The organism is Streptomyces sp. NPDC088147, from assembly GCF_044741565.1.
GTDB lineage: Bacteria > Actinomycetota > Actinomycetes > Streptomycetales > Streptomycetaceae > Streptomyces.
This window is the reverse complement of the sequence record NZ_JBIUSY010000009.1, coordinates 406,548-430,429: the sequence shown is the minus strand read 5'-3', so window position 1 is coordinate 430,429 and position 23,882 is coordinate 406,548. Positions and strand designations below refer to the sequence as shown.

Genomic DNA, 23,882 nt, shown 5'->3' with positions numbered 1-23,882 from the left:
ATCCGGAGCGGGCTAGTGTGTGGGGCTGAGATGGCCAGCGATTCCTGTGGGGCAGCCCGTGCGTGATTACCTGCTGACGCTCTGTGTGACGGCTGCGGTGACCTATCTGCTGACCGGCCCGGTGCGGAAGTTCGCCATCGCGACCGGAGCGATGCCGGAGATCCGCGCCCGCGACGTGCACCGCGAACCGACGCCGAGGCTCGGCGGCATCGCCATGTTCTTCGGCCTCTGCGCCGGACTGCTCGTCGCCGACAACCTGCAGAACCTCAACGGGGTCTTCGAACTCTCCAACGAACCGCGTGCACTGCTCTCCGGTGCCGCGCTGATCTGGCTGATCGGTGTCCTCGACGACAAGTTCGAGATCGACGCCCTGATCAAGCTGGGCGCCCAGATGATCGCCGCGGGTGTGATGGTCATGCAGGGTCTGACGATCCTGTGGATCCCGGTGCCCGGAATCGGCATGGTCTCGCTGACCTCCTGGCAGGGCACGCTGCTCACCGTCGCGCTGGTGGTGATCACCATCAACGCGGTCAACTTCGTGGACGGTCTCGACGGGCTCGCGGCCGGCATGGTCTGCATCGCCGCCACCGCCTTCTTCCTCTACACCTACCGGCTCTGGTACGGGTACGGCATCGAGGCCGCCGCCCCCGCCACCCTCTTCGCCGTCATCCTGATGGGCATGTGCGTGGGCTTCCTGCCGCACAACATGCATCCGGCGCGCATCTTCATGGGCGACTCCGGATCGATGCTGATCGGTCTGGTGCTCTCGGCGGGCGCGATCTCCGTGACGGGCCAGGTCGATCTGGACGTCCTGAAGGTCTTCGAGGGCTCGGGGCGCGCGGCCACGCACGCGGCCCTGCCGGTCTTCATCCCGCTGCTGCTGCCGCTGACGATCATCGCGATCCCGTTCGCTGACCTGGTGCTGGCCGTCGTACGCCGTGCCTGGAACGGCCAGTCGCCGTTCGCCGCCGACCGGGGCCATCTCCATCACCGGCTGCTGGAGATCGGCCACTCGCACAGCAGGTCCGTCCTGATCATGTACTTCTGGTCGGCGCTGATCGCGTTCGGAGTGGTCCTGTACTCGGTGCACTCGGCGTCGATGTGGATCCTGCCGGTCGTCGTCGTCCTGAGCGCCGTGGGCCTGGTGCTTCTGCTGCTGCCGCGGTTCACGCCGCGGGCCCCGCTCTGGGCGCAGGCCTTCGTACCGCCGCGCTACCGCCGCCGCAAGCGGGCGGCGGCCGGGCCGGACGGATCGCATGAGGAGATCGTTCCCGAGCCGGTCCCCGAGCCGGTGGGGGCGCAGGGGATGGCGGGGGAGCGTACGCGTGTTCCCGCCGGCGTCAACGGGGCGACTGCCCTCGGCGCTCGTTCGCGTTTTTCCGACAGAAGTAAGGCCGATTCCAGTCGCTGAGCCTGGTGCCATTACACTCGTCGGGGCCTAATACCAGACACAACGCCTGCTGTCCCGCGCACACGCGCGGGGTAACTCTCATGTGTGACAGTCAGCACACCGTCATGGTAAAGACCTCATCAAATAGTTTGTGATACTGTTCACGAGACCCGGCGACAGAGCCGAAGGACCGTAGTGCGACGGTCCGTTGGCCCGAGAAACCCTCTCTCGGACCGGGCCTACGCTCGTCCATGACGACACCATCTGCCCCACCCATTCAGCGGAGCTGCCGCCATGCCGTCCAACGACGTCCGGAACCTCCTTCACACCGCCGTGCCCACTGCTGCCGTCGGCGTTGTCGCCGCTGTGGTCAGCGGTGTGGTCGCGGGAGGCAAGGGAGCTCTGGGAGCCGCCGTCGGCACACTGGTGGTCATCTTCTTCATGGGGATGGGGCTCTGGGTTCTCCAGCGCACGGCGAAGTCGTTGCCGCAGTTGTTCCAGGCGATGGGCCTGATGCTCTACACAGCCCAGCTGTTGCTGGTTCTGATCTTCGTGGCCGCCTTCAAGGACACCACGTTGTTCCATCCGAAGGCGTTCGCTCTCACGCTCGTTGTGACGACCCTCGTCTGGGTCGCCGCGCAGGCTCGCGCACACATGAAGGCCAAGATCCTCTACGTCGACCCCGAGTCCTCGTCGGCCGGTAAGGCCGAGAAGACGGGATCGTCGGCGTGAGAGGTAGGGCCGGGATAAGTGCCCGTTCGGGATCCTGCTATCGTCCGGTGCCAACTGCGGCATTGCGGGCGCGGGCATCCGAGCTGACGCCTGTTCTCACGCGAGGCTCAACGCCCGACCGCCGTCCCCACATCCGTAACACCAGTCCAGTGCCGAACCGCGGCTGCGCGCCGCGCCGACACAACGAGGTTGCCGTACCTATGCGCCATGCTGAAGGAGCCCGCGGTGAGTGCTGACCCGACGCAGGTGCTCGCCTTCGAGACCGACTGCCACATCTTCGCTGACTGTGGCTTCCCGGCACCCGGCCTGCACTCGTTCCTGTTCAAGCCGATCTTCGGCAACGCGGACAGCAACTTGTACTTCAACAAGACGATGCTGCTGGCCCTTCTCGGCTCCATCATCATCGTGGGCTTTTTCTGGGCCGCTTTCCGTAAGCCGAAGGTTGTCCCGGGCAAGCTTCAGATGGTGGCCGAGGCCGGCTACGACTTCGTACGCCGCGGCGTCGTCTACGAGATCATCGGCAAGAAGGAAGGCGAGAAGTACGTACCTCTGGTCGTCTCGCTGTTCTTCTTCGTCTGGGTGATGAACATCTGGTCGATCGTCCCACTCGCGCAGTTCCCGGTGACGTCGATCATCGCCTACCCGGCGGGTCTCGCTCTGATCGTCTACGTGCTCTGGGTGTCGCTCACGTTCAAGAGGCACGGCTTCGTCGGCGCCTTCAAGAACTTCAGCGGCTATGACAAATCGCTCGGCCCGGTCCTCCCGCTCTCGATGGCTATCGAGCTGTTCTCGACCCTGCTGGTCCGGCCGTTCACCCACGCGGTGCGACTCTTCGCGAACATGTTCGCGGGCCACACGCTGCTGCTGCTCTTCACGATCGCGAGCTGGTACCTGCTCAACGGCATCGGCATCGCCTACGCGAGCGTCTCGTTCGTGATGGTCCTCGTGATGACGGTCTTCGAGCTCTTCATCCAGGCCGTCCAGGCGTATGTGTTCGTGCTCTTGACGTGCAACTTCATCCAGGGCGCGCTGGCCGAGAACCACTGAGTCCCCGCCCCCCAGACCCCCAAGACGTCCGGTGGCCAACCCCCACCGGTCCGTGAAAGAGAAGGAAGAACTGGCATGTCCCAGACCCTTGCTGCTGTCACCGGCTCCCTCAGCTCCGTCGGTTATGGCCTTTCCGCCATCGGTCCCGGTGTCGGCGTCGGCATCATCTTCGGTAACGGAACCCAGGCGCTCGCCCGTCAGCCCGAGGCGGCCGGTCTGATCCGTACCAACCAGATCCTCGGCTTCGCCTTCTGTGAGGCGCTGGCCCTTATCGGCCTGGTCATGCCGTTCGTCTACCCGTAAGACGAACCGCGACAGCCAGCTTTACCTAGACGAAAGGCACTGATGTGAACCCTCTGGTTCAGCTCGCGGCGGAGGAGGAAGCGCAGAACCCGCTGATTCCCCCGGTCCCCGAGCTCGTCATCGGCCTGATCGCTTTCGTCATCGTCTTCGGCTTCCTTGCCAAGAAGCTCCTTCCGAACATCAACAAGGTTCTGGAAGAGCGTCGCGAGGCCATCGAGGGCGGTATCGAGAAGGCCGACGCCGCCAAGACCGAGGCGGAGAGCGTCCTTGAGCAGTACAAGGCGCAGCTCGCCGAGGCTCGGCACGAGGCCGCCAGGCTCCGCCAGGAGGCGACCGAGCAGGGCACCGCGATCATCCAGGAGATGAGGGCGGAGGGTCAGCGGCAGCGTGAGGAGATCGTCGCCGCCGGTCACGCCCAGATCGAGGCCGACCGCAAGGCCGCGGCCAGCGCGCTGCGTCAGGACGTGGGCAAGCTCGCCACCGAACTGGCCGGCAAGCTGGTCGGGGAGTCCCTCGAGGACCACGCCCGGCAGAGCCGCACCATCGACCGCTTCCTCGACGAGCTCGAGGACGGCGCTTCGAAGGCAGAGGCCACGCGATGAACGGAGCGAGCCGCGAGGCGCTGGCCGCCGCGCGTGAGCGTCTCGACGCGCTGACCGACAGCACGTCGGTCGACGCGGCGAAGCTCGCCGAGGAGCTGGCCGCCGTGACCGCGCTGCTCGACCGTGAGGTCTCGCTGCGTCGGGTCCTGACCGACCCGGCGCAGGCCGGTGAGGCCAAGGCCGAGCTGGCCGGACGGCTGCTGAGCGGCCAGGTGGGCGGTCCTGCCGCCGATCTGGTCTCCGGCATGGTCCGTTCCCGCTGGTCGCAGCCGCGTGACCTGGTCGACTCGGTGGAGGAGCTCTCGGCGACCGCCGAGCTGACCGCCGCGCAGCAGACCGGTTCGCTGGACGACGTGGAGGACGAGCTGTTCCGGTTCGGCCGGATCGTCGAGTCCAGTCCCGCACTGCGCTCCGCGCTGACCGACAGGTCGGCGACGGCCACCGCCAAGACCGGGCTCCTCGCCGGTCTGCTGGGCGGCCGGGCCAACCCGGCCACCGAGCGTCTGGTTGTGCGTCTCGTGACCCGGCCCCGGGGACGTAGCCTGGAAGCGGGTCTCCAGACCCTGTCCCGGCTCGCCGCGGCGCGCCGGGACCGGATGGTCGCCGTCGTCACCTCGGCCGTTCCGCTCAGCGACGGACAGAAGCAGCGTCTCGGCGCCGCTCTGGCCAGGCTGTACGGCCACTCGATGCATCTGAACCTGGACGTGGACCCCGAGGTCCTCGGCGGGATCTCGGTGCGCGTCGGCGACGAGGTCATCAACGGCACCGTCGCGGACCGTCTCGAAGAGGCGGAACGGCGGCTCGCGGGCTGACCACGAGCGGCGGAGCCGCCCGCGGACGCGGACACAGCGGACGCGGGCAGACGCAGGCAACAGAACAGAGCAACACCAGCGGCCCGGTTGGGCCGTGCAGAGATTGCAGAAGATTCCTGGGGGTCGCCCCCAGACCCGCAGACCCCCAAAGAAACTTCGGGCCCAACAAGGAGAGCAGGGAACCCAGATGGCGGAGCTCACGATCCGGCCGGAGGAGATCCGGGACGCGCTGGAGAACTTTGTCCAGTCGTACAAGCCGGACGCGGCCTCGCGCGAGGAGGTCGGTACGGTCAGCGTGGCCGGTGACGGCATCGCGAAGGTCGAGGGTCTGCCCTCGGCCATGGCGAACGAACTGCTGAAGTTCGAGGACGGCACCCTCGGCCTCGCCCTCAACCTCGAGGAACGCGAGATCGGTTCGATCATCCTCGGCGAGTTCAGCGGTATCGAGGAGGGTCAGTCGGTCACCCGTACCGGCGAGGTCCTCTCCGTCGCCGTCGGCGAGGGCTACCTGGGTCGCGTCGTCGACCCGCTCGGCAACCCGATCGACGGCCTCGGCGAGATCGAGACCGAAGGCCGCCGCGCCCTGGAGCTGCAGGCCCCGGGCGTCATGGTCCGCAAGTCGGTCCACGAGCCGATGCAGACCGGCTACAAGGCTGTCGACGCCATGGTGCCGATCGGCCGTGGCCAGCGTCAGCTGATCATCGGCGACCGGCAGACCGGCAAGACCGCTCTGGCCGTCGACACGATCATCAACCAGCGCGACAACTGGCGCTCGGGCGACACCAACAAGCAGGTCCGCTGCATCTACGTCGCCATCGGCCAGAAGGGCTCCACCATCGCGGGCGTCCGCGGTGCGCTGGAGGAGGCGGGCGCCCTCGAGTACACGACGATCGTCGCCGCCCCCGCGTCCGACCCGGCCGGCTTCAAGTACCTGGCGCCGTACACCGGCTCGGCCATCGGCCAGCACTGGATGTACCAGGGCAAGCACGTCCTGATCATCTTCGACGACCTCTCGAAGCAGGCCGACGCCTACCGCGCCGTGTCCCTGCTGCTGCGCCGTCCGCCGGGCCGTGAGGCCTACCCGGGCGACGTCTTCTACCTGCACTCGCGTCTGCTGGAGCGCTGCGCCAAGCTCTCCGACGACATGGGCGCCGGTTCGATGACGGGTCTCCCGATCGTCGAGACGAAGGCCAACGACGTGTCGGCGTTCATTCCGACCAACGTCATCTCCATCACCGACGGCCAGTGCTTCCTGGAGTCCGACCTGTTCAACGCCGGCCAGCGGCCCGCGCTGAACGTCGGTATCTCGGTCTCCCGAGTCGGTGGCTCCGCCCAGCACAGGGCCATGCGGCAGGTCTCCGGCCGACTGCGTGTGGACCTCGCCCAGTACCGTGAGCTGGAGGCGTTCGCGTCCTTCGGTTCCGACCTGGACGCGGCCTCCAAGGCGTCCCTGGAGCGCGGTAAGCGCATGGTCGAGCTGCTGAAGCAGCCGCAGTACGCGCCGTTCCCGGTGGAGGAGCAGGTCGTCTCCGTCTGGGCCGGCACCAACGGCAAGATGGACGACGTACCGGTCGCCGACATCCGCCGCTTCGAGAGCGAGCTGCTGGAGTACCTGCGCCGTGAGCGCAAGGACCTGCTGACCAGCATCGCCGAGGGCGGCAAGATGTCCGACGACACGATCCAGTCGATCGCGGACGCCATCACCGCCTTCAAGCGGCAGTTCGAGACCTCGGACGGCAAGCTCCTCGGCGACGACGCGCCGGCCGTCAACGTCTCCAAGTGACGACGGAAGGGACCTGACTCATGGGAGCCCAGCTCCGGGTCTACAAGCGTCGCATCAAATCCGTCACCGCGACCAAGAAGATCACCAAGGCGATGGAGATGATCGCCGCCTCGCGCATCGTCAAGGCGCAGCGCCAGGTGGCGGCCTCCACCCCGTACGCGACCGAGCTGACCCGCGCGGTCACCGCGGTCGCGACGGGGTCGACGACCAAGCACCCCCTGACCACCGAGGCGGAGACGCCGACCCGCGCCGCGGTCCTGCTCGTCACGAGCGACCGCGGTCTGGCCGGCGGCTACTCCTCGAACGCCATCAAGGCGGCGGAGCGGCTCACCGAGCGGCTCCGCGGTGAGGGCAAGGAGGTCGACACGTACATCGTCGGCCGCAAGGGTGTCGCCTACTACGGCTTCCGTGAGCGCAAGGTCACGGACTCGTGGAGCGGCTTCACCGACAGCCCGACGTACGCGGACGCCAAGCAGGTCGCGGCGCCGCTGATCGCGGCCGTCCAGCAGGACACGGCCGAGGGCGGCGTGGACGAGCTCCACATCGTCTTCACCGAGTTCGTGTCGATGCTGACGCAGACGCCGGTGCAGCACCGGCTGCTGCCGCTCAGCCTGGACAAGGCGGCCGAGGAGTCGGGCACGAAGGGCGAGATCCTTCCGCTCTTCGACTTCGAGCCGTCGGCGGAGGACGTCCTCGACGCCCTGCTGCCGCGCTACGTCGAGAGCCGTATCTACAACGCGCTGCTCCAGGCCGCCGCTTCCAAGCACGCTGCCACCCGCCGCGCGATGAAGTCGGCGACCGACAACGCCGGGGACCTCATCAAGAGCCTCTCCCGGCTTGCCAACGCGGCCCGCCAGGCCGAAATCACCCAGGAAATCAGCGAGATCGTCGGTGGCGCGAGCGCCCTGGCCGACGCGACCGCGGGGAGTGAAAATTAATGACGACCACTGTTGAGACGGCCGCAGCCACGGGCCGCGTTGCCCGGGTCATCGGCCCGGTCGTCGACGTGGAGTTCCCCGTCGACGCGATGCCGGACATCTACAACGCGCTGCACGTCGAGGTCGCCGACCCGGCCGAGGAGGGCAAGCTCAAGACGCTGACCCTCGAAGTCGCCCAGCACCTGGGTGACGGTGTGGTCCGCGCGGTCTCGATGCAGCCCACCGACGGTCTGGTGCGCCAGGCCCCGGTGACCGACACGGGCAACGGCATCACCGTCCCGGTCGGCGATGTGACCAAGGGCAAGGTGTTCAACACCCTCGGTCAGATCCTGAACGAGCCCGAGGCCGAGTCCCAGATCACGGAGCGCTGGCCGATCCACCGCAAGGCCCCGGCCTTCGACCAGCTCGAGTCCAAGACCGAGATGTTCGAGACCGGCCTGAAGGTCGTCGACCTGCTGACCCCGTACGTCAAGGGCGGCAAGATCGGTCTGTTCGGTGGTGCGGGCGTCGGCAAGACCGTCCTCATCCAGGAAATGATCATGCGTGTGGCCAAGCTGCACGACGGTGTTTCCGTGTTCGCCGGTGTCGGTGAGCGCACCCGTGAGGGCAACGACCTCATCGACGAGATGACCGACTCCGGCGTGCTGGACAAGACCGCGCTGGTCTTCGGCCAGATGGACGAGCCGCCGGGCACGCGTCTGCGGGTGGCGCTCTCCGCGCTGACCATGGCGGAGTACTTCCGCGATGTGCAGAAGCAGGACGTGCTGCTCTTCATCGACAACATCTTCCGCTTCACCCAGGCCGGTTCCGAGGTCTCCACGCTGCTCGGCCGTATGCCGTCCGCGGTGGGTTACCAGCCGACCCTGGCGGACGAGATGGGTGTGCTCCAGGAGCGCATCACCTCGACCCGCGGTCACTCGATCACCTCGATGCAGGCGATCTACGTCCCCGCGGACGACCTGACCGACCCGGCGCCCGCCACGACCTTCGCGCACCTCGACGCGACGACCGTGCTGTCGCGTCCGATCTCGGAGAAGGGCATCTACCCGGCGGTGGACCCGCTGGACTCGACGTCCCGCATCCTGGACCCGCGCTACATCTCGCAGGCCCACTACGACGCGGCCAGCCGCGTCAAGGGAATCCTGCAGAAGTACAAGGACCTCCAGGACATCATCGCGATCCTCGGTATCGACGAGCTGGGCGAGGAGGACAAGCTCGTTGTCCACCGTGCCCGTCGCGTCGAGCGCTTCCTGTCGCAGAACACCCACGCCGCCAAGCAGTTCACCGGCCTGGACGGTTCCGACGTGCCGCTCGACGAGTCGATCGCCGCGTTCAACGCGATCTGTGACGGGGAGTACGACCACTTCCCCGAGCAGGCGTTCTTCATGTGCGGTGGCATCGAGGACCTGAAGGCCAAGGCCAAGGAACTCGGCGTCTCCTGACCCGTCGGCGCATGGAGGGGGGCGGGTACCTCCCGCCCCCCTCCGTCGCTCTTATCGACACCCCATAGAATTGAAGCCAACACCCGGCGATACGGCCGGGTGGTGACCCGAGGAGCCACCCTTGGCTGCTGAGCTGCATGTCGAGCTGGTCGCCGCTGACCGCAGTATCTGGTCCGGCGAGGCCACCCTGGTCGTCGCGCGCACCGCGTCCGGCGACATCGGCGTCATGCCCGGTCACCAGCCGCTGCTCGGTGTGCTGGAGTCGGGCCCGGTGACCATTCGTACGAGTGAGGGCGAAACGGTCGTGGCCGCTGTGCACGGCGGTTTCCTCTCGTTCGCCGACAACAAGCTTTCGCTGCTGGCGGAGATCGCCGAGCTGGCGGATGAGATCGACACCCAGCGCGCCGAGCGCGCGCTGGAACGCGCGAAGTCGGGTGACGACGACGCCGCCGAACGGCGCGCCGACGTCCGACTGCGTGCGGTGGCGGTGCGCTGAGCGCTGCCACCACTGATTTATCCTCAGCCGCGGCTCGTTCCGGATCCCTCCGGACCGGGTCGCGGCTGAGGCGATGCGGCTGCGGTTCCTGTTCCGGTACTGAATGAGGCGAGGAGGTCGGTGTTTGATGGTCCTCGCTCTGCTCATTTGCGGACTGGTCGTCGTACTGGTTGCGGTGGGGCTCTTCGTCTTCGGTCTGCGCCGGCGGCTGATCCAGCGCTCCGGCGGGACGTTCGACTGCAGTCTGCGCTGGAACGTACCGGCGGAGCCCGATCTCTCCGGCAAGGGCTGGGTGTACGGCGTCGCCCGCTACAACGGGGACCGCATCAACTGGTTCCGGGTCTTCTCCTATGCCCCGCGCCCGCGCCGTACGCTGGAACGCTCCGCTATCGAGGTGCTGTCGCGCCGCGCGCCCGAGGGCGAGGAGGAGCTGGCACTGCTCTCCGACGCGGTCATCCTGGGCTGCGCGCACCGCGATGTCCGGCTGGAGCTGGCGATGAGTGATGACGCCCTCACCGGCTTCCTCGCCTGGCTGGAGGCGGCTCCCCCGGGGCAGCGGGTGAACGTGGCCTGAGCCCCGGCGGCCTGGCGGGACCTCAGCGGACGTGAAGACCTCCGCACGTGAAGACCTCGGTGCACGTGAAAAAGGGGGCGGCGCTCGGGCGCCGCCCCCTTCAGTGTGCCGTTCGGGTCACTGTGCCGTTCTGGCTATCCGAGACCGCTGTTGATCGCGGTCACCAGCTCGCCGTTGGCGGTGTCACCCGTGAAGTCCCAGAAGAAGGCGCCTCCCAGGCTCTGCTGATTCGCCCAGGCCATCTTGGACGTGATGGTGGCCGGGGTGTCGTAACTCCACCAGTTGCTGCCGCACTTGGCGTACGAGGTGCCCGCGATGGTGCCGGTGGGCGGGCAGGTGTTCTTGAGGACCTTGTAGTCCTCGATGCCGGGCTCGTACGTACCGGGAGCGGCGCCGGTCGCGGTGCCGCCCGGGGTCGCCTGGGTCACGCCGGTCCAGCCGCGCCCGTAGAAGCCGATACCGAGCAGCAGCTTGTTGGCCGGTACGCCCTGCGCCTTGAACTTGGCTATCGCCTCGGCGGAGTTGAAGCCCGCCTGCGGGATGCCCGGGTACGAGGTGAGCGGGGAGTGCGGAGCCGTCGGGCCCTGCGCGGCGAAGGCGCCGAAGAAGTCGTACGTCATGACGTTGAACCAGTCCATGTACTGGGCCGCGCCCGCGTAGTCGACCTTGTCGATCTTGCCGCCGGCCGAGGCGTCCGCCGTGGTGGCCGCCGTGACCAGGTTGTTGGCGCCGAACTTGGCGCGCATGGCCTGCATCATGTTCTTGAACGACGCCGGGCCGCTGGTGTCACAGGTCAGACCGCAGGCGTTGGGGTACTCCCAGTCCAGGTCGATGCCGTCGAAGACATCGGCCCAGCGCGGGTCCTCCACCAGGTCGTAGCAGGACTGCGCGAAGGCGGCCGGGTTCTGCACGGCCTGGCCGAAGCCGCCGGACCAGGTCCAGCCGCCGAACGACCAGAGGACCTTGATGTGCGGGTACTTGGCCTTGAGCTTGCGCAGCTGATTGAAGCTGCCGCGCAGCGGCTGGTCCCAGGTGTCGGCGACGCCGTCGACGGACTGGTCGGCGGTGTACGCCTTCTCGTAGTCGGCGTAGGAGTCACCGACCGTGCACTTGCCGCCGGTCACATTGCCGAAGGCGTAGTTGATGTGGGTGATCTTGGCGGCGGAACCGGAGGTGTCCAGGTTCTTGACGTGGTAGTTCCGGCCGTAGACGCCCCACTCGGTGAAGTACCCGAGCTTGACCTTGCTGCCGGGACCCGGGCCGGGGCCCGTGTCGCCACCGGTGGTGCGGACCGCGCGGGCGCCGCTGACCGGGCCCGTCTGGTCGGCCGTGTCACGGGCCTGGACGGTGTACGAGTAGTCGGTGCCCGCGGTCAGACCGGTGTTGGTGTACGTCGTACCGGTGACCGTGGCGACCTTCGCGCCGTCCCGCAGGACGTCGTAGTTCTTGATGCCCTTGTCGTCGGTGGCCGCGGTCCAGCTCAGCTTGACCGAGGTGTTGGTGATCTCGCTCGCGGCCGGGGTGCCGGGCGCCGAGGGCGGGTTGTCGCCCGGGACGCTCGGGCCGCCGTCGCACGAGCCGCCATTGAGCTTGCAGCCGGTCGGGGCGCCCGTACCGGTGCCGTTGAAGCCGAAGGTGACGGTCGCCCCGGGGGCGAGCGTGCCGTTCCAGGTCTTGTTCTTGGCGGTCCAGTGGTTGGCCGCTCCGGTGATGTCGGCGTCCCAGCCGGAGGTGACCGCCGTACCGGCGGGGAAGTCCCACTCGACGGTCCAGGAGCTGAGGCTGGTGGTTCCGGTGTTCTTCACCGTCCACTTGCCCTCGAAGCCCGAGCCCCAGTCGGAGGCTTTGGTGTACGTGGCGGTGGCCGAGGTGGCGGCCTGCGCGGGGGTGGCCAGCCCGACGAGCGCGGCGAGAGGCAGCAGCAGCGCGGTGAGACCCGCGACGGCTCTGGATCTGAACCGGGCTCTCGGGAGGGCGGATTGGGAGTTCAAGCGTGCTCCTCAGATGAGTACAGGACAAAACGGGGTGGTCCGTGCACTGCTCACCCTGCGACGGCTCACCGCAGTGTGTGCGGTGAGAGTAGGAAGGTCTGGACCACTCGTCAATAGGTCCAGACCAAAGGTGGGAGTCGCCGGTCAGATTCCCAGCTCCTGCGCGAGGACGGCTGCCTGCACCCGGCTGCGCAGTCCCAACTTGGCCAGCAGCCTGCTCACATGGGTTTTCACGGTCGCCTCGGCCATCGTGAGACGCCCCGCGATCTCGGCGTTCGACAGCCCCTCACCGAGGCACGAAAGCACTTCGCGCTCGCGACGCGTGAGCGGGTTCAGGATCTCCGGACCGGGCGCATCGGCGGCGCGTACGGGGGTCGGCGCAGCGAATTCGGCGATGAGCCTGCGGGTGACCGCCGGGGCGATCAGGCCCTCGCCGCGCGCCACCGTACGGACCGCCGCCAGCAGCTCACCTGCCTCCGCGTTCTTCAGCAGAAAGCCCGAGGCCCCGGCCCGCAGCGCCCCGAAGACATACTCGTCCAGATCGAAGGTGGTCAGCACCAGCACATCGGCCAGCCGCTCCGCGACCACCTTCGCGGTCGCCGACACCCCGTCGAGCCGTGGCATCTGCACATCCATCAGCACCAGATCGGGCCGCAGCTCCCGGGCCAGCGCGACCGCCTCCTCGCCGTCCGACGCCTCCCCGACGACCTCGATGTCCGGCGCGCTGCGCAGAATGAGCACCAGCCCCGCGCGTACCGCCGACTGGTCCTCCGCGACCAGCACTCGGATCGTCATGCTCTCTCCCGCCCTTCCACGACCGGCAGTTCGGCCCTCACCAGCCAGATCTTCCCCCCGTCGGCGCCCGTGACGGGACCCGCCTCGAACTCTCCGTCCAGCAGCTCGACCCGTTCGCGCATCCCGATCAGACCGGCGCCCGACCCCGGTGCGCGCGGCCCCGGCCGGTCACCGAACGGGCTGCGGATCCGTACCGTCAGCGCGCGCTCCGATCCGTCCAGCTCGACGGTGGTCGTCCCGGGGACCGCGTGCTTGAGGGCGTTGGTCAGCGACTCCTGGATGATGCGGTACGCGGCCAGATCGATGGGCGCGGGCAGCGCGACGTCCTCGCCGCGCCGGTCGTCCAGAGTGAACCGCAGCCCGCTGGAGGCACCGTTCGTACGGGCCTGCTCCAGCAGTGTGTCCACCGCCCGCAGTGTCGGCGCCGCGGAGACCGTGCCGGTGTCGCCGCGCTCCCGCAGCAGCCCGATCAGCCGGCGCATCTCGGCCAGCCCCTCGACGCTGTTCTCCCGGATGACACCGAGCGCGTCCCGGGTCGTGCGCTCGTCGTCCAGCGAGAGTGCGGCCGTCGAGTGGATGGCGATCGCCGAGAGATGGTTGGCGACCATGTCATGCAGCTCCCGGGCCATCCGCGCGCGCTCCGCCGCCACCGCCTGGGTCCGGTCCATCTCGGCCAGCAGCGCCGTCTGTTCGGCCCGCAGCCTGGCCGACTCGGCGGCGTCCCGGTGGTTGCGTACGAGAACACCGGTACTGGCCGGGAAGAAGCCGACCAGCGCGGTGACCACTCCGAGCAGCAGCGCCTCGGGCGTACGCAGCCAGGTCACGGACCCGATCGTCACCGCGACCGTGATCAGCCCGGCGGTCCAGGGGATACGGCGGGCGGAGGCCGGTGTCCCGTAGAGCACGGCCGCGTAGATCACATCCGTGAACATCACCACCGTCGCCAGACTGCCCCGCGTGAACTGATCGGCCACCAGCGCGAGCGTGCCGACGACCAGCGCGGTCTGCGGCGCCGACCTGCGCAGCAGCTCCACTCCCGCCATGACGGCCAGCGGCAGCAGCACCCAGGCCCCGGGCAGCAGGCGGCCCCCCTGGGTGTGCAGCCCCACGGCCCACAGGGCGATGCCGCCGGCCAGACCGGCGAGGGCGATCAGCACATCGACGCGGTGCGGCCCGCGGGAGGGGGAGGACCCGGGCCGGCGCGGGGGGACGGACGCGGCAGACCGGGGAGAGGCGATCATCCCTCCATCCAACACGGCCCGTCGGGCACCGTCCTCCCCATCCCGGGCGAGCGCCGGGTACATCGAAGGATGCAGTCGCGGTTCGTCACTGACGACGACGTGTCGTGTCCCCGCCGACGGGAGGCTGGAACCGACAGAAAGGAGAGGCGCCGTGATCGTCACACTGATCGTCGCCTGCGAGGTCGGTTTCTGGGTGCTGCTGGCCGCCGGGCTGACCCTGCGCTACCTGGCCAGGATGCCGAGGCTCGGCGCGGCGGTCCTGCTGATGGAACCGCTGCTGGAGGTCGTGCTGCTGGTGGTCACGACCATCGACCTCAGGAACGGCGCGGAGCCGGACTGGAAGCACGGTCTGGCCGCGATGTACATCGGCTTCACCATCGGCTACGGCCACTACACGATCAAGCGGATCGACGGCTGGGTCGCCCACCGCTTCGCCGGCGGCCCCCCGCCGGTCGCGCCGCCGAAGTACGGCATGGCCCGCGCCCGGCACGAGGGCCGGCTGTGGCTCCGTACGGTCGTGGCCGCCGCCGTCGCGGCCGTCCTGCTCCAGATCGCCATCTGGTACGTGGGCGACGCGGGCAGTACGGACTCGCTGGTGGCGTGGCAGCTCAACGCCGCGCGCGTCGCCGGCATCCACGGCGTGATCGCCCTGACGTACACGCTCTGGCCGAAGAAGCCCCCGGCGGACGCGGAGGAACCCACCCGCGTGGAACGCCATCCGTCCGCCGACGCGCGGGGCTGACCTCAGCGCTCCCCGCCGGGGACCCAGAGCACGTCTCCGACCTCCTTGTTGGCCACGCGGGCCAGGATGAACAGGAGGTCGGAGAGCCGGTTCAGATACGTGGCCGTGAGCGCGTTCATGGTCGCGCCGTGCACGTCGAGCGCCGCCCAGGTGGAGCGCTCGGCGCGCCGGACGACCGTGCACGCCTGGTGCAGCAGCGCCGCGCCAGGGGTGCCGCCGGGGAGGATGAAGCTGCGCAGCTTCTCCAGCTCCGCCAAGTGCTCGTCGCAGTCCGCCTCCAGCTTGTCGATGTACTGCTGCTCGACGCGCAGCGGCGGGAACTCCGGCTTCTCCACCACCGGGGCGGAGAGATCCGCGCCCACGTCGAACAGGTCGTTCTGGACCCGGACGAGGATCTTCACGAGCTCGGGGGACAGCCGCCCCAGGGCGATCGCCGTCCCGATGGCGGCGTTGGCCTCGTTGGCGTCGGCGTACGCGGCGATCCTCAGGTCGGTCTTGGCGGTACGGCTCATGTCGCCGAGCGCCGTCGTGCCGTCGTCGCCGGTGCGGGTGTAGATGCGTGTCAGATTGACCATATGGCCAGAGTAGTTACGCCCCGGCCTTCCGGAAGACCCGCGTACCGACGGTGACGGACACGGCGGTGAGCGCGACCGCCATCAGGACCCCGTGGAGCATGGCCGTACCGGCGTAGTCGCCCACGTAGCCGGCCCGGACCGCGTCCACCAGATAGCGGAACGGGACGAAGTGCGACAGCACGTCCAGCCAGCCCGGCGCGAGCGCCATCGGCAGCATCAGGCCGGAGAGCAGCATCGAGGGCATGCTCACGGCGTTGATGGCGGGCCCGAACTCCTGCGGCGAGCCGACCTTCAGGGCGAGGGCGTACGAGAGCGAGGCCAGCGCGACCGCCAGCACGGCCACGAACACGAAGCCGACGAGGACGCCGGCGAGCGGCGCGCGCAACCCCATCAGCAGCGCGGCCAGTACCAGCAGCACCGCCTGGAGGACGAGCAGCGCGGCGTCCCGCAGCACCCGCCCCAGCAGCAGCGCCAGGCGGCTGACGGGCGTGACCCGCATCCGCTCCACCACCCCGAGCTGCTTCTCGACGATGACCGAGAAACCGGCGAAGAGCGCGCCGAACAGAGCGAGCTGGAGCAGCAGGCCGGGGACGAGGACCTGCCAGGAGTCACCCGCGCCGCCGAGCGGCAGCCCGGTCAGCAGTGGACCGAAGAAGAGCAGATAGAGCAGCGGCATCAGCACGCCGAAGAGGATCTGGAAGCGGGAGCGCAGGGTCTGGCGGGCGTAGCGCCCGAAGACCAGCGCGGTGTCGGACAGCAGCGCGGTCATCACGTACCTCCTGAGGCCGGACGGTGGTGGGCGGAGCGGGGGACGGCGGTCATACGGCCACGGGCGCGGTGTCCCCCGGGGTGATCCCGCGCCCCGTGATCGCGAGGAAGGTGTCCTGGAGGGTGGCGTCGGGGGAGCCCGCGTACGTGTGTTTGAGCGCGCTCGGGGTGCCCTCGGCGGCCACCACACCCCGGTCGACCACGATCAGCCGGTCGGACAGCTCGTCCGCCTCGTCCAGATAGTGCGTGGTCAGGAAGACGGTCGTGCCGTACCGCTCGCGAACGGAGCGGATCAGATCCCACAGGTCGGCGCGGCTGCCCGGATCGAGTCCGGTGGTCGGCTCGTCGAGGAAGAGCACCTCGGGGCGGTGGATGAGCCCCAGCGCGATGTCGAGCCGGCGCCGCTGGCCGCCGGAGAGCGCGCCGCACGGGCGGTCGAGCAGCTCCACGAGGCCGAGATCGCGGGCCAGTTCCCCGGCCCGGTCGACGGCGGCCGGCTTGCCGAGGCGGTAGAGCCGCCCCTGGGTGACCAGTTCCTCGCGTACGGAGATCTGCGGGTCGACGCCGCCGGCCTGGGCGACGTACCCGATCTTCCGCCGGACGGCGTCCGGTTCGCGCTCCAGGTCGAAGCCCGCGACGGTCGCCGCGCCCCCGGTCGGCGGCAGCAGGGTGGTGAGCATCCGCAGGGTGGTGGTCTTGCCGGCGCCGTTGGGTCCGAGGAAGCCGATGATCTCGCCGGTCCTGACGGTCAGATCGATACCGCGAACGGCCTCGACGGGTCCGTTCCTGGTCGGGAAGGTCCGGGCGAGCCCGGCCGTACTGATGATGGGCATGGCCCCAGAAAAACAGAATCTCTTAAAGTTTGCAATGACTCCAAGTTTTCATCGGTTGCGGCGAAGCCTAGGATGGGGGCATGTCCGAGGGCCTCAGGGAACGGAAGAAGCGGCAGACCAGGCAGCACATCTCGGATGTGGCCACGGGTCTCTTCCTGGAACGCGGCTTCGACGCGGTGACGATCGCGGAGGTGGCCGAGGCGGCGGACGTCTCCGTCAACACCGTCTACAACTACTTCGAGGCGAAGGAAGACCTCTTCCTCGACCGCAGCACGTCCATCGTGGACCGGCTCTCCCGCTACGTACGGGGCCGGCGCGGGGGCGAGTCCGCCTCGGACGCCGTCTTCCGCGAGCTGCGCGAACTGGTCGAGGCCGTGTCACCCGTCGTCGGGCTCTCGGAGGGGTACGCGCGCTTCATGGAGGTCGTACACGGCTCGCACGTCCTCGGCTCGCGGCTCGGACTCCTCCAGCACGAAGTCCTCGTCGATCTCGACAGGACGCTGCGGGAGGAGACCGGCGCCGACGAGGACGACACGCTCCCCACACTGGTGGCCGGGCAGCTCTCCTGGGTGCACGGGACGCTCATGGGGCGGATCGCCCAGCGGATGATGGAGGGCGGGAAGCCGGGCCCGGTGTCGCGCGAAGCGCTCGCTCTGCTGGACGACATGGAAGCGGTGCTGGGGGGGAAGGTGCTCAAGTACGCGGTGCGCGACGCCTGATGGTCCCCATCGGTGTGATGTCCGTCATGTGAGACGTGACGCGCATCTCTTCGCCGTCACTTGGCCGTCCGCGACCGCTAACCTCCGGCAGAGAGCTCGCATGTAAACAGGTGTTAAGGCTGAACAGAAGCCGAACAGGAATCGTGGGGTGCGTCGTGGCAAAGAAGCTCGCCGTCATCGGGGCCGGACTCATGGGGTCCGGTATCGCGCAGGTCTCGGCGCAGGCGGGCTGGGACGTCGTCCTGCGGGATGTCACCGACGCGGCGCTGGCCCGGGGCATCGACGGGATCAGGGCCTCGTACGGCAAGTTCGTCGCCAAGGGCAAGCTCGAGGAGGCCGACGCCGACGCGGCGCTCGCCCGGATCACCACGACCACCGACCTGGACGCCGTCGCCGACGCGGACGTCGTCGTCGAGGCCGTCTTCGAGAAGCTCGACGTCAAGCACGAGATCTTCCGTACGCTCGACAAGCTCGTACGGGACGACGCCGTCCTCGCCTCCAACACCTCGGCGATCCCGATCACCAAGATCGCCGCCGTGACCGGGCGTCCGGAGAGCGTCGTCGGTACGCACTTCTTCTCGCCGGTGCCGATGATGCGCCTGTGCGAGCTGGTGCGCGGCTACAAGACGAGCGACGAAACCCTCGCCGCCGCGCGGGAGTTCGCCGAATCGGTGGGCAAGACGTGCATCGTCGTCAACCGCGATGTGGCGGGCTTCGTGACCACGCGGCTGATCTCCGCCCTCGTCGTCGAGGCCGCCAAGCTCTACGAGTCGGGCGTCGCGTCGGCCGAGGACATCGACACCGCCTGCAAGCTGGGGTTCGGGCACGCCATGGGCCCGCTCGCCACCGCCGACCTGACGGGCGTCGACATCCTGCTGCACGCGGCCGGCAACATCTACACCGAGTCGCAGGACGAGAAGTTCGCACCGCCGGAGCTGATGCGCCGGATGGTGGACGCGGGTGACATCGGACGCAAGAGCGGGCAGGGGTTCTACAAGCACTGAGCCGCGTCACACCGGTACCCGCACCGCACCCCTCAGGGTGAATTCGATATCGGTTCGCTTACAGACGGCAACTTCTTGGGCCGCGTGGCAGTCAGTTGTTGGAAGACCGGAACAGACTACGGAGCACGGAAAGCACTCTCGGGGAGCGCATATGCACATCAGGGGCGACCACGCCGAGCTGGTCGTCGGGGGCCGCCTCGACGTACGCAGCGCGGCGGACGCCCGTACGGTCCTGCACTCGGCGGTCGACGACGGAGTCGGCGATCTGGTGCTCGACCTGACCGCACTGGACTCCTGGGACGCCACGGGACTCGGCGTCATCATGGGAGCCCACCGACGCGCGGGGCGGTGCGGCCGTAGGCTTGTGCTGCGCGGTGTCCCGCCGCAGATGCAGCGACTGCTGGTGGCGACCCGATTGCACCGCATTCTCGCCATCGAGGGTGGAATCGCCGCAGAATCGCTCCCTCGGGTCTGACCGTCCCACATCGCACAATTCTCATGAGATCGTGATGTCTTGGACGGCGTGGTACCCCGGCTGGACGCGGATACCCTGCGGAGGTCTAGGGTTCGGCCGTCTGCCGATTGACTGACCCGTAGGCGCAGACACCGGCACCAGAAGCGACAGATGGGCGTGTGAGGCCGGGGGGCATCGCACGCCACGATCTGGGGAGCTTTTCACCATGGACCCGATAGACCGGGGACCGGAAGAGTACGGTCACGACGAACGCGCGGGCGAGAGCGCGGATTCGGCACGTCCGCCGGGCACCGAGATCGTGCCCGCGGCCGTGCCCGCGATCCCTTCCCACACCGGCCCCGCGCACATCACCCCTGCCCAGGTCACCCCGGCCCTCGCGCATCTCAAGGGCGCCGGTCCCGTGACCACCCCACCGCCCGTCCGCACCGTCCAGCTCATCTCCGGCGAGTACCTGCTGACGGTCAACCCCGTCGACGGCAGCGAGATCGAGCTCTGCCCGCCCGGCAGACAGCCCGACGCCCCCACGCGGCGCACCGCCGCCGAACGCGCCGATCTCCAGCGCGCGGGCCGGCCCTCCGTACCGCCGGGACCCGCCGCACCGCCCCTTCCGCTGCTGGAGCGTGGCGCGGAACGGGAGCGGCTGGCGGGGCTGCTGGGGCGCGGCAGGTCCGTACGTCTCACCGGCGCCCCCGGCTCGGGACGTACCGCACTGCTCGAAGCCGTCGCCGCGGACTGCGCGGATCTCGCGCCCGACGGGGTCGTACGCCTCTCCGGCCACCGGCGCACCACCACCGAGCTGTTGTACGAGCTGTACGCGGCCGTTCACCACTCCGCGCGCTGCCGCCCCGACCGCGCGGGACTGCTCGAACTCGTCCATGGCATCGGTGCGGTCGTCGTCCTGGACGATCTGGAACTGGGCGGGGACGCGCTGGACGAACTCCTCGCCGCGACGCCCGAATGCGCCTATCTGCTCGCCGCGACCCCCGACACCGACCCGGCGTCCGCGGACGCGGGCCTGGAAGAGGTCGCGCTCGGCGGCCTCGGCCGCGGCTCCTCGCTGGAACTGCTGGAGCGCGTCGTCGAACGCCCCCTCACCGACGAGGAGGCGAACTGGGCGGGCGACCTCTGGTTCGAGTCCGAGGGCCTTCCCGTGCGCTTCGTCCAGGCGGGCGCGCTGCTGCGACAGCGCGACCAACTGCGCGGCAGCTCCGAGGCCTCCGACGAGTTCGAGCCCTTTGTCCGGCCCTTCGAGCGGGTCTCCGACGACGCGCCTGCGCTCACCGCCGGGACCCCCGACGGCTACGACATTCCGCTGCCCACCCTCGGCGAGGGCGCCGCGCCCGCGGTCCTGCTCGCCTCCCGGCTGACCGAGGCCGCCCGCGCCACCCTGCGCTTCGCCGTCGCGCTCGGCGGTGAGGTCCCGCACCAGGCGCATCTGCCGGCCCTGGTGGGCGACACCCACGCGGACGCCGCGCTCGGCGAACTGATGAGCTGCGGCCTCCTCACCCCGGTCGGCGCGCGCTACCGGCTCGCGCCGGGCGTCGTCACGCAGTTGGAGGCGAAGGGGTACGCGGACGACGCCGTGGCCCACGCGCACACCGCCGCCCAGCACTACGCCTGGTGGGCGGCGCACCCGTCGGTCACCCCCGAACGCGTCGCCGCCGAGGCGGACGCCATCCTCGCGGCGATGGGTCCGCTGGTCCCGGGACAGGAGGCGGGACACCCGAGCGCGGCCGTCCTGCTGGCCCGCAGCGCCGCGCCCGCCTTCCTGGCGGGGCTCCACTGGGGCGCCTGGGAACGCGTCCTGCGGTCCGGCTCCGAGGCCGCCAGGATCGCCGGAGAGGTCGCGGAAGAGGCCTACTTCCACCACGAGTTGGGCGTCCTCGCGCTCTGCGTCGGCAACCTGGACCGGGCCCGCGCGGAGCTGGAGGCGTCGATCGGCATGCGCGGGGCCGTCGCCGACAAGGTCGGCACGGTCGCGGGACGCAGGGCGCTGGCACTGGTCACGGACCGCGAGTCCGGCCGGCCGGGCACGTCCGTGCCGCTGGCGTTGCCACCGGGTGTGGGGCCGGGGTCCGGCCCCGAGGTCTCCTCGGCCCCGGCATCGGGCCCGGTCCCGGCCTCGTTCTCGGACGAGAACGTGACGCTGGTCAGCCGGCAGGAGCCCCCGGCGCCCGGCCCCGGACACAGGACCGTTCCGGTGCCCGTACCGCACCGCCGCCGCCCGGCACTCGGCGCCCGCCGCAACCTGGTCGCGGCGGGAGCGGGCGCGGTGCTCGCGGCCGTCCTGGGCACGGTGGTGACGCTCGGCGCGACCTCGGGCAGCGACAACGCCCCTACGGACGAGGTCCGTACGGGACAGTCCCCGGACGCGGACAACGGCGAGGGCGACCTGCCGGCCGACCAGCCCGTCGACGACGCGCCCCCGAACCCGGACGTCCAACTCCCCGCGCCGAGCACCTCGGGAAGCGCCGTCCCCTCGGACAGCGCGAGCCCGTCCGACTCGGCGTCACCGTCGGGCACACCGTCGGACAGCGCGTCGTCCCCCGACGACACCCCGTCGAAGCCGGGCAGCCCGTCCACACCGCCGTCGAAGCCCCCGACCTCATCGAGCAAGCCACCGACCAGCCCGTCGTCCCCGCCGTCGACCCCGTCGACCCCGCCGCCGAGCGACGACCCGACGGAGGACCCCACGGACACCGCGCCACCACCGTCATCCCCACAGACGACGGTGAGCGGCCCCAACCCATCGCTATCGGAAACGTCCACGGAGCCGACGGTCGCGTAGCGGGTCGCGTTTTGGCTGGGGCCGGTGGTCGGGGTGCGGGTTGTCGCCGGGGTGCGCTCCGGGCCTCGCGCCCGGGACGGCATGCTGTGCTTTCCCCGGGGGACACCCCCGGACCCCCGTACGGCGCGCAGCTGCCCTGACGACGGTTCGGGCGTTCGCGCACGCCACACATCACGCTCTACCTCCCGGACACGCCCCCTGCGCGCGCCCCTTCACTGCCCGCCACCGACGACCCGGCCGTGCGCGGGGGCGACGGCACCGTCCCGCGCCGGCCCGCGGGTCACCCGCCAGAATCGGTGTGCCGTGAGTTGGTAGTACTCGTGGCCGGGGTTGTCGGCGGCGTGGTTCAGCGCCCACGCCTCGGTAATCCGCCGGACGTCGTCCACCGGGTCGGAGGTGTCGTGGCAGTCCTCGCACTCCACCATGAAGCGGGCCGCGGGCTTATCGGAGCTGCTGTCCGATCGCAGTACCAGGGACCCGAGACAGTGGATCACCTTGGGCGGCCGAGGTTCTTCAAGCCGGGGTGTCACAGGTTGCCCAATCCTTCCAAGACGCGCTGCATCAGTGCGGTCTCGACCCTCTCTTTGGCCGGCCCGTCCGGCACGCGCAGGCTGCCCGGCACACGATGCGGTAGAGGCGCGGATTCGGTGAACGGCTCTGGTTGAGGTGAAAGTGTCAGCTCAGCCCAGACGATCTTTCCTCCGGCTGGCGCCCCACAGGTGCCCCAGCGCTTGGCGAATCCCTCTACGAGACACAGGCCGCGGCCGATCTCGGCGTTCGCACTGGGCTCTTTCAGCACGGGGAGAGCCGGGCTGTCGTCCCAGACCTCGACAAGCACGCTGTCGTCAATGATCTGAAGCTGCACCCCGATGATGTGCTTCGCCTCGGTGGCCTGAACAGCGTTCGTGACCAACTCGGAGGTCACGAGTAGGGCTTCGTCGAGGATGTGGGGCGCTCTCCACCATCCCAGCATCACTTTGGTGAACGCCCGCGCGCAGCCCACTGCTGTGGGCAGCGCAACGAGTGTCAGCCGGTCCCAGGCCCGGAGCTGATCACTGGCTGGGCCGCGGTGTTCATCAAGCGTATGCACCTCGGTTGAGAAGCTGAATTCCAGCCGGTCCAACAACGCCCTCCGGAGCGCACCGTTCTCGCTGAGGTGCCCGAGGGACGGCAGGATCACGGTGCCCGCACCAGTGCATCTGAGTACTTCGACCATCTCGTTGAAGGCGTCGAGTGAGCCGCTGACGAATTCGTGGTAGATGCAGCCGAGGTGGAGATCGTTGGCCTCGGCATAGCGCCGCAGGCTTCGCTCCACCTCGTATGCTTCCTGGCCGGTTACATCAGAGAAGACGCGCATATAGCCGTAGGCGAACTTCTTGTCGTCGTTCACTGCTGTGCCCCCTGGATGATCCAGATCCGCGCGCCGATTTCCTGCTCGATGTGTTCTTGCATCGCTCTTTGCAGACCGGGAAGCCGGGCGAAGTGCCAAAGAGACGGCACGATTACGTCGCGGATGCGGCTCGTTCTGAGTGCGTCCGTCAAGCTGTCGAAGGCAGGTTCGTTGGAGCGAAGCTGCTCGATGAAGACTCGCTCCAACGCGAAGCCCTCACGTTCGGCGTGCGCCGCCATCTCGCTTTGCAAGGTGTCGTCTTCGGGGCCGTATTCATCGGACGCGGCCAACCTCATATATCCATACATTCCAAGTCGCATCCATTCCTCCTGGTGGGGCGTGAGGACTCGACCGGCGATGGGTATCCACTGCGCCGTCGGTCGGCCCGATGGTGAGGAAACCGGTTTGACCTGGGGAAATCCACAGCACGATTGCCGCGCGA

General features: G+C 69.1%; 25 protein-coding genes. 16 read left to right on the top strand and 9 right to left on the bottom strand.

Annotated elements, in window-relative coordinates:
* Positions 1 to 58 precede the first annotated feature (58 nt).
* The 11 genes from ACIOGX_RS30770 to ACIOGX_RS30720 all read left to right on the top strand — a co-directional run bounded on the left by ACIOGX_RS30770 (position 59) and on the right by ACIOGX_RS30720 (position 10,119).
* On the top strand, positions 59 to 1,411 hold the full coding sequence (locus ACIOGX_RS30770) for an MraY family glycosyltransferase (protein WP_356512119.1): 1,353 nt from the start codon (positions 59 to 61) through the stop codon (positions 1,409 to 1,411).
* 273 nt (positions 1,412 to 1,684) lie between these two features.
* Positions 1,685 to 2,122 (top strand): hypothetical protein, encoded by a 438-nt coding sequence (locus ACIOGX_RS30765; protein ID WP_401917886.1) that lies wholly within the window; start codon positions 1,685 to 1,687, stop codon positions 2,120 to 2,122.
* A 210-nt stretch (positions 2,123 to 2,332) separates the two neighbouring features.
* A complete protein-coding gene (atpB, locus tag ACIOGX_RS30760; RefSeq protein ID WP_401917966.1) occupies positions 2,333 to 3,169 on the top strand; it encodes a F0F1 ATP synthase subunit A in 837 nt (278 codons plus the stop codon).
* 75 nt (positions 3,170 to 3,244) lie between these two features.
* Entirely contained in the window at positions 3,245 to 3,472 is a 228-nt protein-coding gene (atpE, locus tag ACIOGX_RS30755) for an ATP synthase F0 subunit C (protein WP_249953492.1), read from the top strand.
* Between the two features lie 44 nt (positions 3,473 to 3,516).
* Positions 3,517 to 4,074: a F0F1 ATP synthase subunit B gene (locus tag ACIOGX_RS30750; RefSeq protein ID WP_365911286.1), complete on the top strand. Its 558-nt coding sequence runs from the start codon at positions 3,517 to 3,519 to the stop codon at positions 4,072 to 4,074.
* On the top strand, positions 4,071 to 4,886 hold the full coding sequence (locus tag ACIOGX_RS30745; protein WP_129771295.1) for a F0F1 ATP synthase subunit delta: 816 nt from the start codon (positions 4,071 to 4,073) through the stop codon (positions 4,884 to 4,886). Before ACIOGX_RS30750 ends, ACIOGX_RS30745 begins: the two co-directional genes overlap by 4 nt.
* A gap of 187 nt (positions 4,887 to 5,073) precedes the next feature.
* Entirely contained in the window at positions 5,074 to 6,669 is a 1,596-nt protein-coding gene (atpA, locus tag ACIOGX_RS30740; protein ID WP_401761061.1) for a F0F1 ATP synthase subunit alpha, read from the top strand.
* A 20-nt stretch (positions 6,670 to 6,689) separates the two neighbouring features.
* A complete protein-coding gene (locus ACIOGX_RS30735) occupies positions 6,690 to 7,607 on the top strand; it encodes a F0F1 ATP synthase subunit gamma (RefSeq protein ID WP_356512112.1) in 918 nt (305 codons plus the stop codon).
* Positions 7,607 to 9,049 carry a F0F1 ATP synthase subunit beta gene (atpD, locus tag ACIOGX_RS30730; RefSeq protein ID WP_129771298.1) on the top strand — a complete coding sequence of 481 codons (1,443 nt, stop codon included), beginning with the start codon at positions 7,607 to 7,609 and terminating at the stop codon, positions 9,047 to 9,049. The genes ACIOGX_RS30735 and atpD overlap by 1 nt, the downstream gene beginning before the upstream one ends.
* Before the next feature lie 121 nt (positions 9,050 to 9,170).
* Positions 9,171 to 9,545, top strand: a complete 375-nt coding sequence (locus ACIOGX_RS30725) for a F0F1 ATP synthase subunit epsilon (RefSeq protein ID WP_129771299.1) — start codon at positions 9,171 to 9,173, stop codon at positions 9,543 to 9,545.
* A 127-nt stretch (positions 9,546 to 9,672) separates the two neighbouring features.
* On the top strand, positions 9,673 to 10,119 hold the full coding sequence (locus ACIOGX_RS30720; protein ID WP_129771300.1) for a DUF2550 domain-containing protein: 447 nt from the start codon (positions 9,673 to 9,675) through the stop codon (positions 10,117 to 10,119).
* A 134-nt stretch (positions 10,120 to 10,253) separates the two neighbouring features.
* Here the strand turns inward: ACIOGX_RS30720 and ACIOGX_RS30715 are convergent, their stop codons facing one another.
* The 3 genes from ACIOGX_RS30715 to ACIOGX_RS30705 all read right to left on the bottom strand — a co-directional run bounded on the left by ACIOGX_RS30715 (position 10,254) and on the right by ACIOGX_RS30705 (position 14,146).
* Positions 10,254 to 12,110, bottom strand: coding sequence for a glycoside hydrolase family 18 chitinase (locus ACIOGX_RS30715; RefSeq protein WP_356512109.1), 1,857 nt, complete (start codon positions 12,108 to 12,110; stop codon positions 10,254 to 10,256).
* Between the two features lie 144 nt (positions 12,111 to 12,254).
* Complete coding sequence (locus tag ACIOGX_RS30710; protein ID WP_401761064.1) at positions 12,255 to 12,905, bottom strand: response regulator; 651 nt, start codon at positions 12,903 to 12,905, stop codon at positions 12,255 to 12,257.
* Positions 12,902 to 14,146: a sensor histidine kinase gene (locus ACIOGX_RS30705; protein ID WP_383971384.1), complete on the bottom strand. Its 1,245-nt coding sequence runs from the start codon at positions 14,144 to 14,146 to the stop codon at positions 12,902 to 12,904. Before ACIOGX_RS30705 ends, ACIOGX_RS30710 begins: the two co-directional genes overlap by 4 nt.
* 151 nt (positions 14,147 to 14,297) lie before the next feature.
* Here ACIOGX_RS30705 and ACIOGX_RS30700 point away from each other — a divergent pair, with 151 nt between their 5' ends.
* Positions 14,298 to 14,888, top strand: coding sequence for a hypothetical protein (locus tag ACIOGX_RS30700; protein WP_384772664.1), 591 nt, complete (start codon positions 14,298 to 14,300; stop codon positions 14,886 to 14,888).
* 2 nt (positions 14,889 to 14,890) lie between these two features.
* Here the strand turns inward: ACIOGX_RS30700 and ACIOGX_RS30695 are convergent, their stop codons facing one another.
* From ACIOGX_RS30695 to ACIOGX_RS30685, 3 genes are read right to left on the bottom strand one after another with little or no spacing between them, the layout of a single operon-like run.
* Positions 14,891 to 15,463, bottom strand: a complete 573-nt coding sequence (locus tag ACIOGX_RS30695; protein ID WP_356512101.1) for a cob(I)yrinic acid a,c-diamide adenosyltransferase — start codon at positions 15,461 to 15,463, stop codon at positions 14,891 to 14,893.
* Between the two features lie 13 nt (positions 15,464 to 15,476).
* Entirely contained in the window at positions 15,477 to 16,232 is a 756-nt protein-coding gene (locus ACIOGX_RS30690; protein WP_401917881.1) for an ABC transporter permease, read from the bottom strand.
* Positions 16,233 to 16,281: 49 nt separating this feature from the next.
* Positions 16,282 to 17,064, bottom strand: a complete 783-nt coding sequence (locus tag ACIOGX_RS30685; RefSeq protein WP_384772670.1) for an ABC transporter ATP-binding protein — start codon at positions 17,062 to 17,064, stop codon at positions 16,282 to 16,284.
* 80 nt (positions 17,065 to 17,144) lie between these two features.
* Between ACIOGX_RS30685 and ACIOGX_RS30680 the strand changes: the two genes are divergently transcribed.
* The 4 genes from ACIOGX_RS30680 to ACIOGX_RS30665 all read left to right on the top strand — a co-directional run bounded on the left by ACIOGX_RS30680 (position 17,145) and on the right by ACIOGX_RS30665 (position 22,050).
* Entirely contained in the window at positions 17,145 to 17,783 is a 639-nt protein-coding gene (locus ACIOGX_RS30680) for a TetR/AcrR family transcriptional regulator (RefSeq protein WP_401917879.1), read from the top strand.
* Between the two features lie 155 nt (positions 17,784 to 17,938).
* The gene (locus tag ACIOGX_RS30675) at positions 17,939 to 18,787 is read left to right on the top strand and encodes a 3-hydroxyacyl-CoA dehydrogenase family protein (RefSeq protein ID WP_356512094.1); all 849 of its coding nucleotides are present in this window, start codon (positions 17,939 to 17,941) and stop codon (positions 18,785 to 18,787) included.
* A gap of 151 nt (positions 18,788 to 18,938) precedes the next feature.
* Positions 18,939 to 19,262 (top strand): STAS domain-containing protein, encoded by a 324-nt coding sequence (locus tag ACIOGX_RS30670; protein ID WP_030351976.1) that lies wholly within the window; start codon positions 18,939 to 18,941, stop codon positions 19,260 to 19,262.
* Between the two features lie 205 nt (positions 19,263 to 19,467).
* Positions 19,468 to 22,050, top strand: a complete 2,583-nt coding sequence (locus tag ACIOGX_RS30665; protein ID WP_401917876.1) for an ATP-binding protein — start codon at positions 19,468 to 19,470, stop codon at positions 22,048 to 22,050.
* Positions 22,051 to 22,262: 212 nt separating this feature from the next.
* On the opposite strand, the gene ACIOGX_RS30660 is transcribed toward ACIOGX_RS30665, so the two are convergent.
* Genes ACIOGX_RS30660 through ACIOGX_RS30650 form a run of 3 tightly spaced genes read right to left on the bottom strand, consistent with a single transcriptional unit; the run spans position 22,263 to position 23,736 of the window.
* A complete protein-coding gene (locus tag ACIOGX_RS30660; protein WP_401917874.1) occupies positions 22,263 to 22,580 on the bottom strand; it encodes a hypothetical protein in 318 nt (105 codons plus the stop codon).
* A complete protein-coding gene (locus ACIOGX_RS30655) occupies positions 22,577 to 23,440 on the bottom strand; it encodes an ATP-binding protein (RefSeq protein WP_401917872.1) in 864 nt (287 codons plus the stop codon). The genes ACIOGX_RS30660 and ACIOGX_RS30655 overlap by 4 nt, the downstream gene beginning before the upstream one ends.
* Positions 23,437 to 23,736: a hypothetical protein gene (locus tag ACIOGX_RS30650; RefSeq protein ID WP_401917964.1), complete on the bottom strand. Its 300-nt coding sequence runs from the start codon at positions 23,734 to 23,736 to the stop codon at positions 23,437 to 23,439. The genes ACIOGX_RS30655 and ACIOGX_RS30650 overlap by 4 nt, the downstream gene beginning before the upstream one ends.
* Positions 23,737 to 23,882: the final 146 nt, after the last annotated feature.

Bases quoted from the DNA above. Each gene is read 5' to 3' on its own strand.
- ACIOGX_RS30765 (WP_401917886.1), top strand. From the start codon at position 1,685: ATGCCGTCCAACGACGTCCGGAACCTCCTTCACACCGCCGTGCCCACT.
- atpE (WP_249953492.1), top strand. From the start codon at position 3,245: ATGTCCCAGACCCTTGCTGCTGTCACCGGCTCCCTCAGCTCCGTCGGT.
- ACIOGX_RS30745 (WP_129771295.1), top strand. From the start codon at position 4,071: ATGAACGGAGCGAGCCGCGAGGCGCTGGCCGCCGCGCGTGAGCGTCTC.
- atpA (WP_401761061.1), top strand. From the start codon at position 5,074: ATGGCGGAGCTCACGATCCGGCCGGAGGAGATCCGGGACGCGCTGGAG.
- ACIOGX_RS30735 (WP_356512112.1), top strand. From the start codon at position 6,690: ATGGGAGCCCAGCTCCGGGTCTACAAGCGTCGCATCAAATCCGTCACC.
- atpD (WP_129771298.1), top strand. From the start codon at position 7,607: ATGACGACCACTGTTGAGACGGCCGCAGCCACGGGCCGCGTTGCCCGG.
- ACIOGX_RS30720 (WP_129771300.1), top strand. From the start codon at position 9,673: ATGGTCCTCGCTCTGCTCATTTGCGGACTGGTCGTCGTACTGGTTGCG.
- ACIOGX_RS30710 (WP_401761064.1), bottom strand. From the start codon at position 12,905: ATGACGATCCGAGTGCTGGTCGCGGAGGACCAGTCGGCGGTACGCGCG.
- ACIOGX_RS30705 (WP_383971384.1), bottom strand. From the start codon at position 14,146: ATGATCGCCTCTCCCCGGTCTGCCGCGTCCGTCCCCCCGCGCCGGCCC.
- ACIOGX_RS30695 (WP_356512101.1), bottom strand. From the start codon at position 15,463: ATGGTCAATCTGACACGCATCTACACCCGCACCGGCGACGACGGCACG.
- ACIOGX_RS30690 (WP_401917881.1), bottom strand. From the start codon at position 16,232: ATGACCGCGCTGCTGTCCGACACCGCGCTGGTCTTCGGGCGCTACGCC.
- ACIOGX_RS30685 (WP_384772670.1), bottom strand. From the start codon at position 17,064: ATGCCCATCATCAGTACGGCCGGGCTCGCCCGGACCTTCCCGACCAGG.
- ACIOGX_RS30680 (WP_401917879.1), top strand. From the start codon at position 17,145: ATGTCCGAGGGCCTCAGGGAACGGAAGAAGCGGCAGACCAGGCAGCAC.
- ACIOGX_RS30670 (WP_030351976.1), top strand. From the start codon at position 18,939: ATGCACATCAGGGGCGACCACGCCGAGCTGGTCGTCGGGGGCCGCCTC.
- ACIOGX_RS30665 (WP_401917876.1), top strand. From the start codon at position 19,468: ATGGACCCGATAGACCGGGGACCGGAAGAGTACGGTCACGACGAACGC.
- ACIOGX_RS30650 (WP_401917964.1), bottom strand. From the start codon at position 23,736: ATGAGGTTGGCCGCGTCCGATGAATACGGCCCCGAAGACGACACCTTG.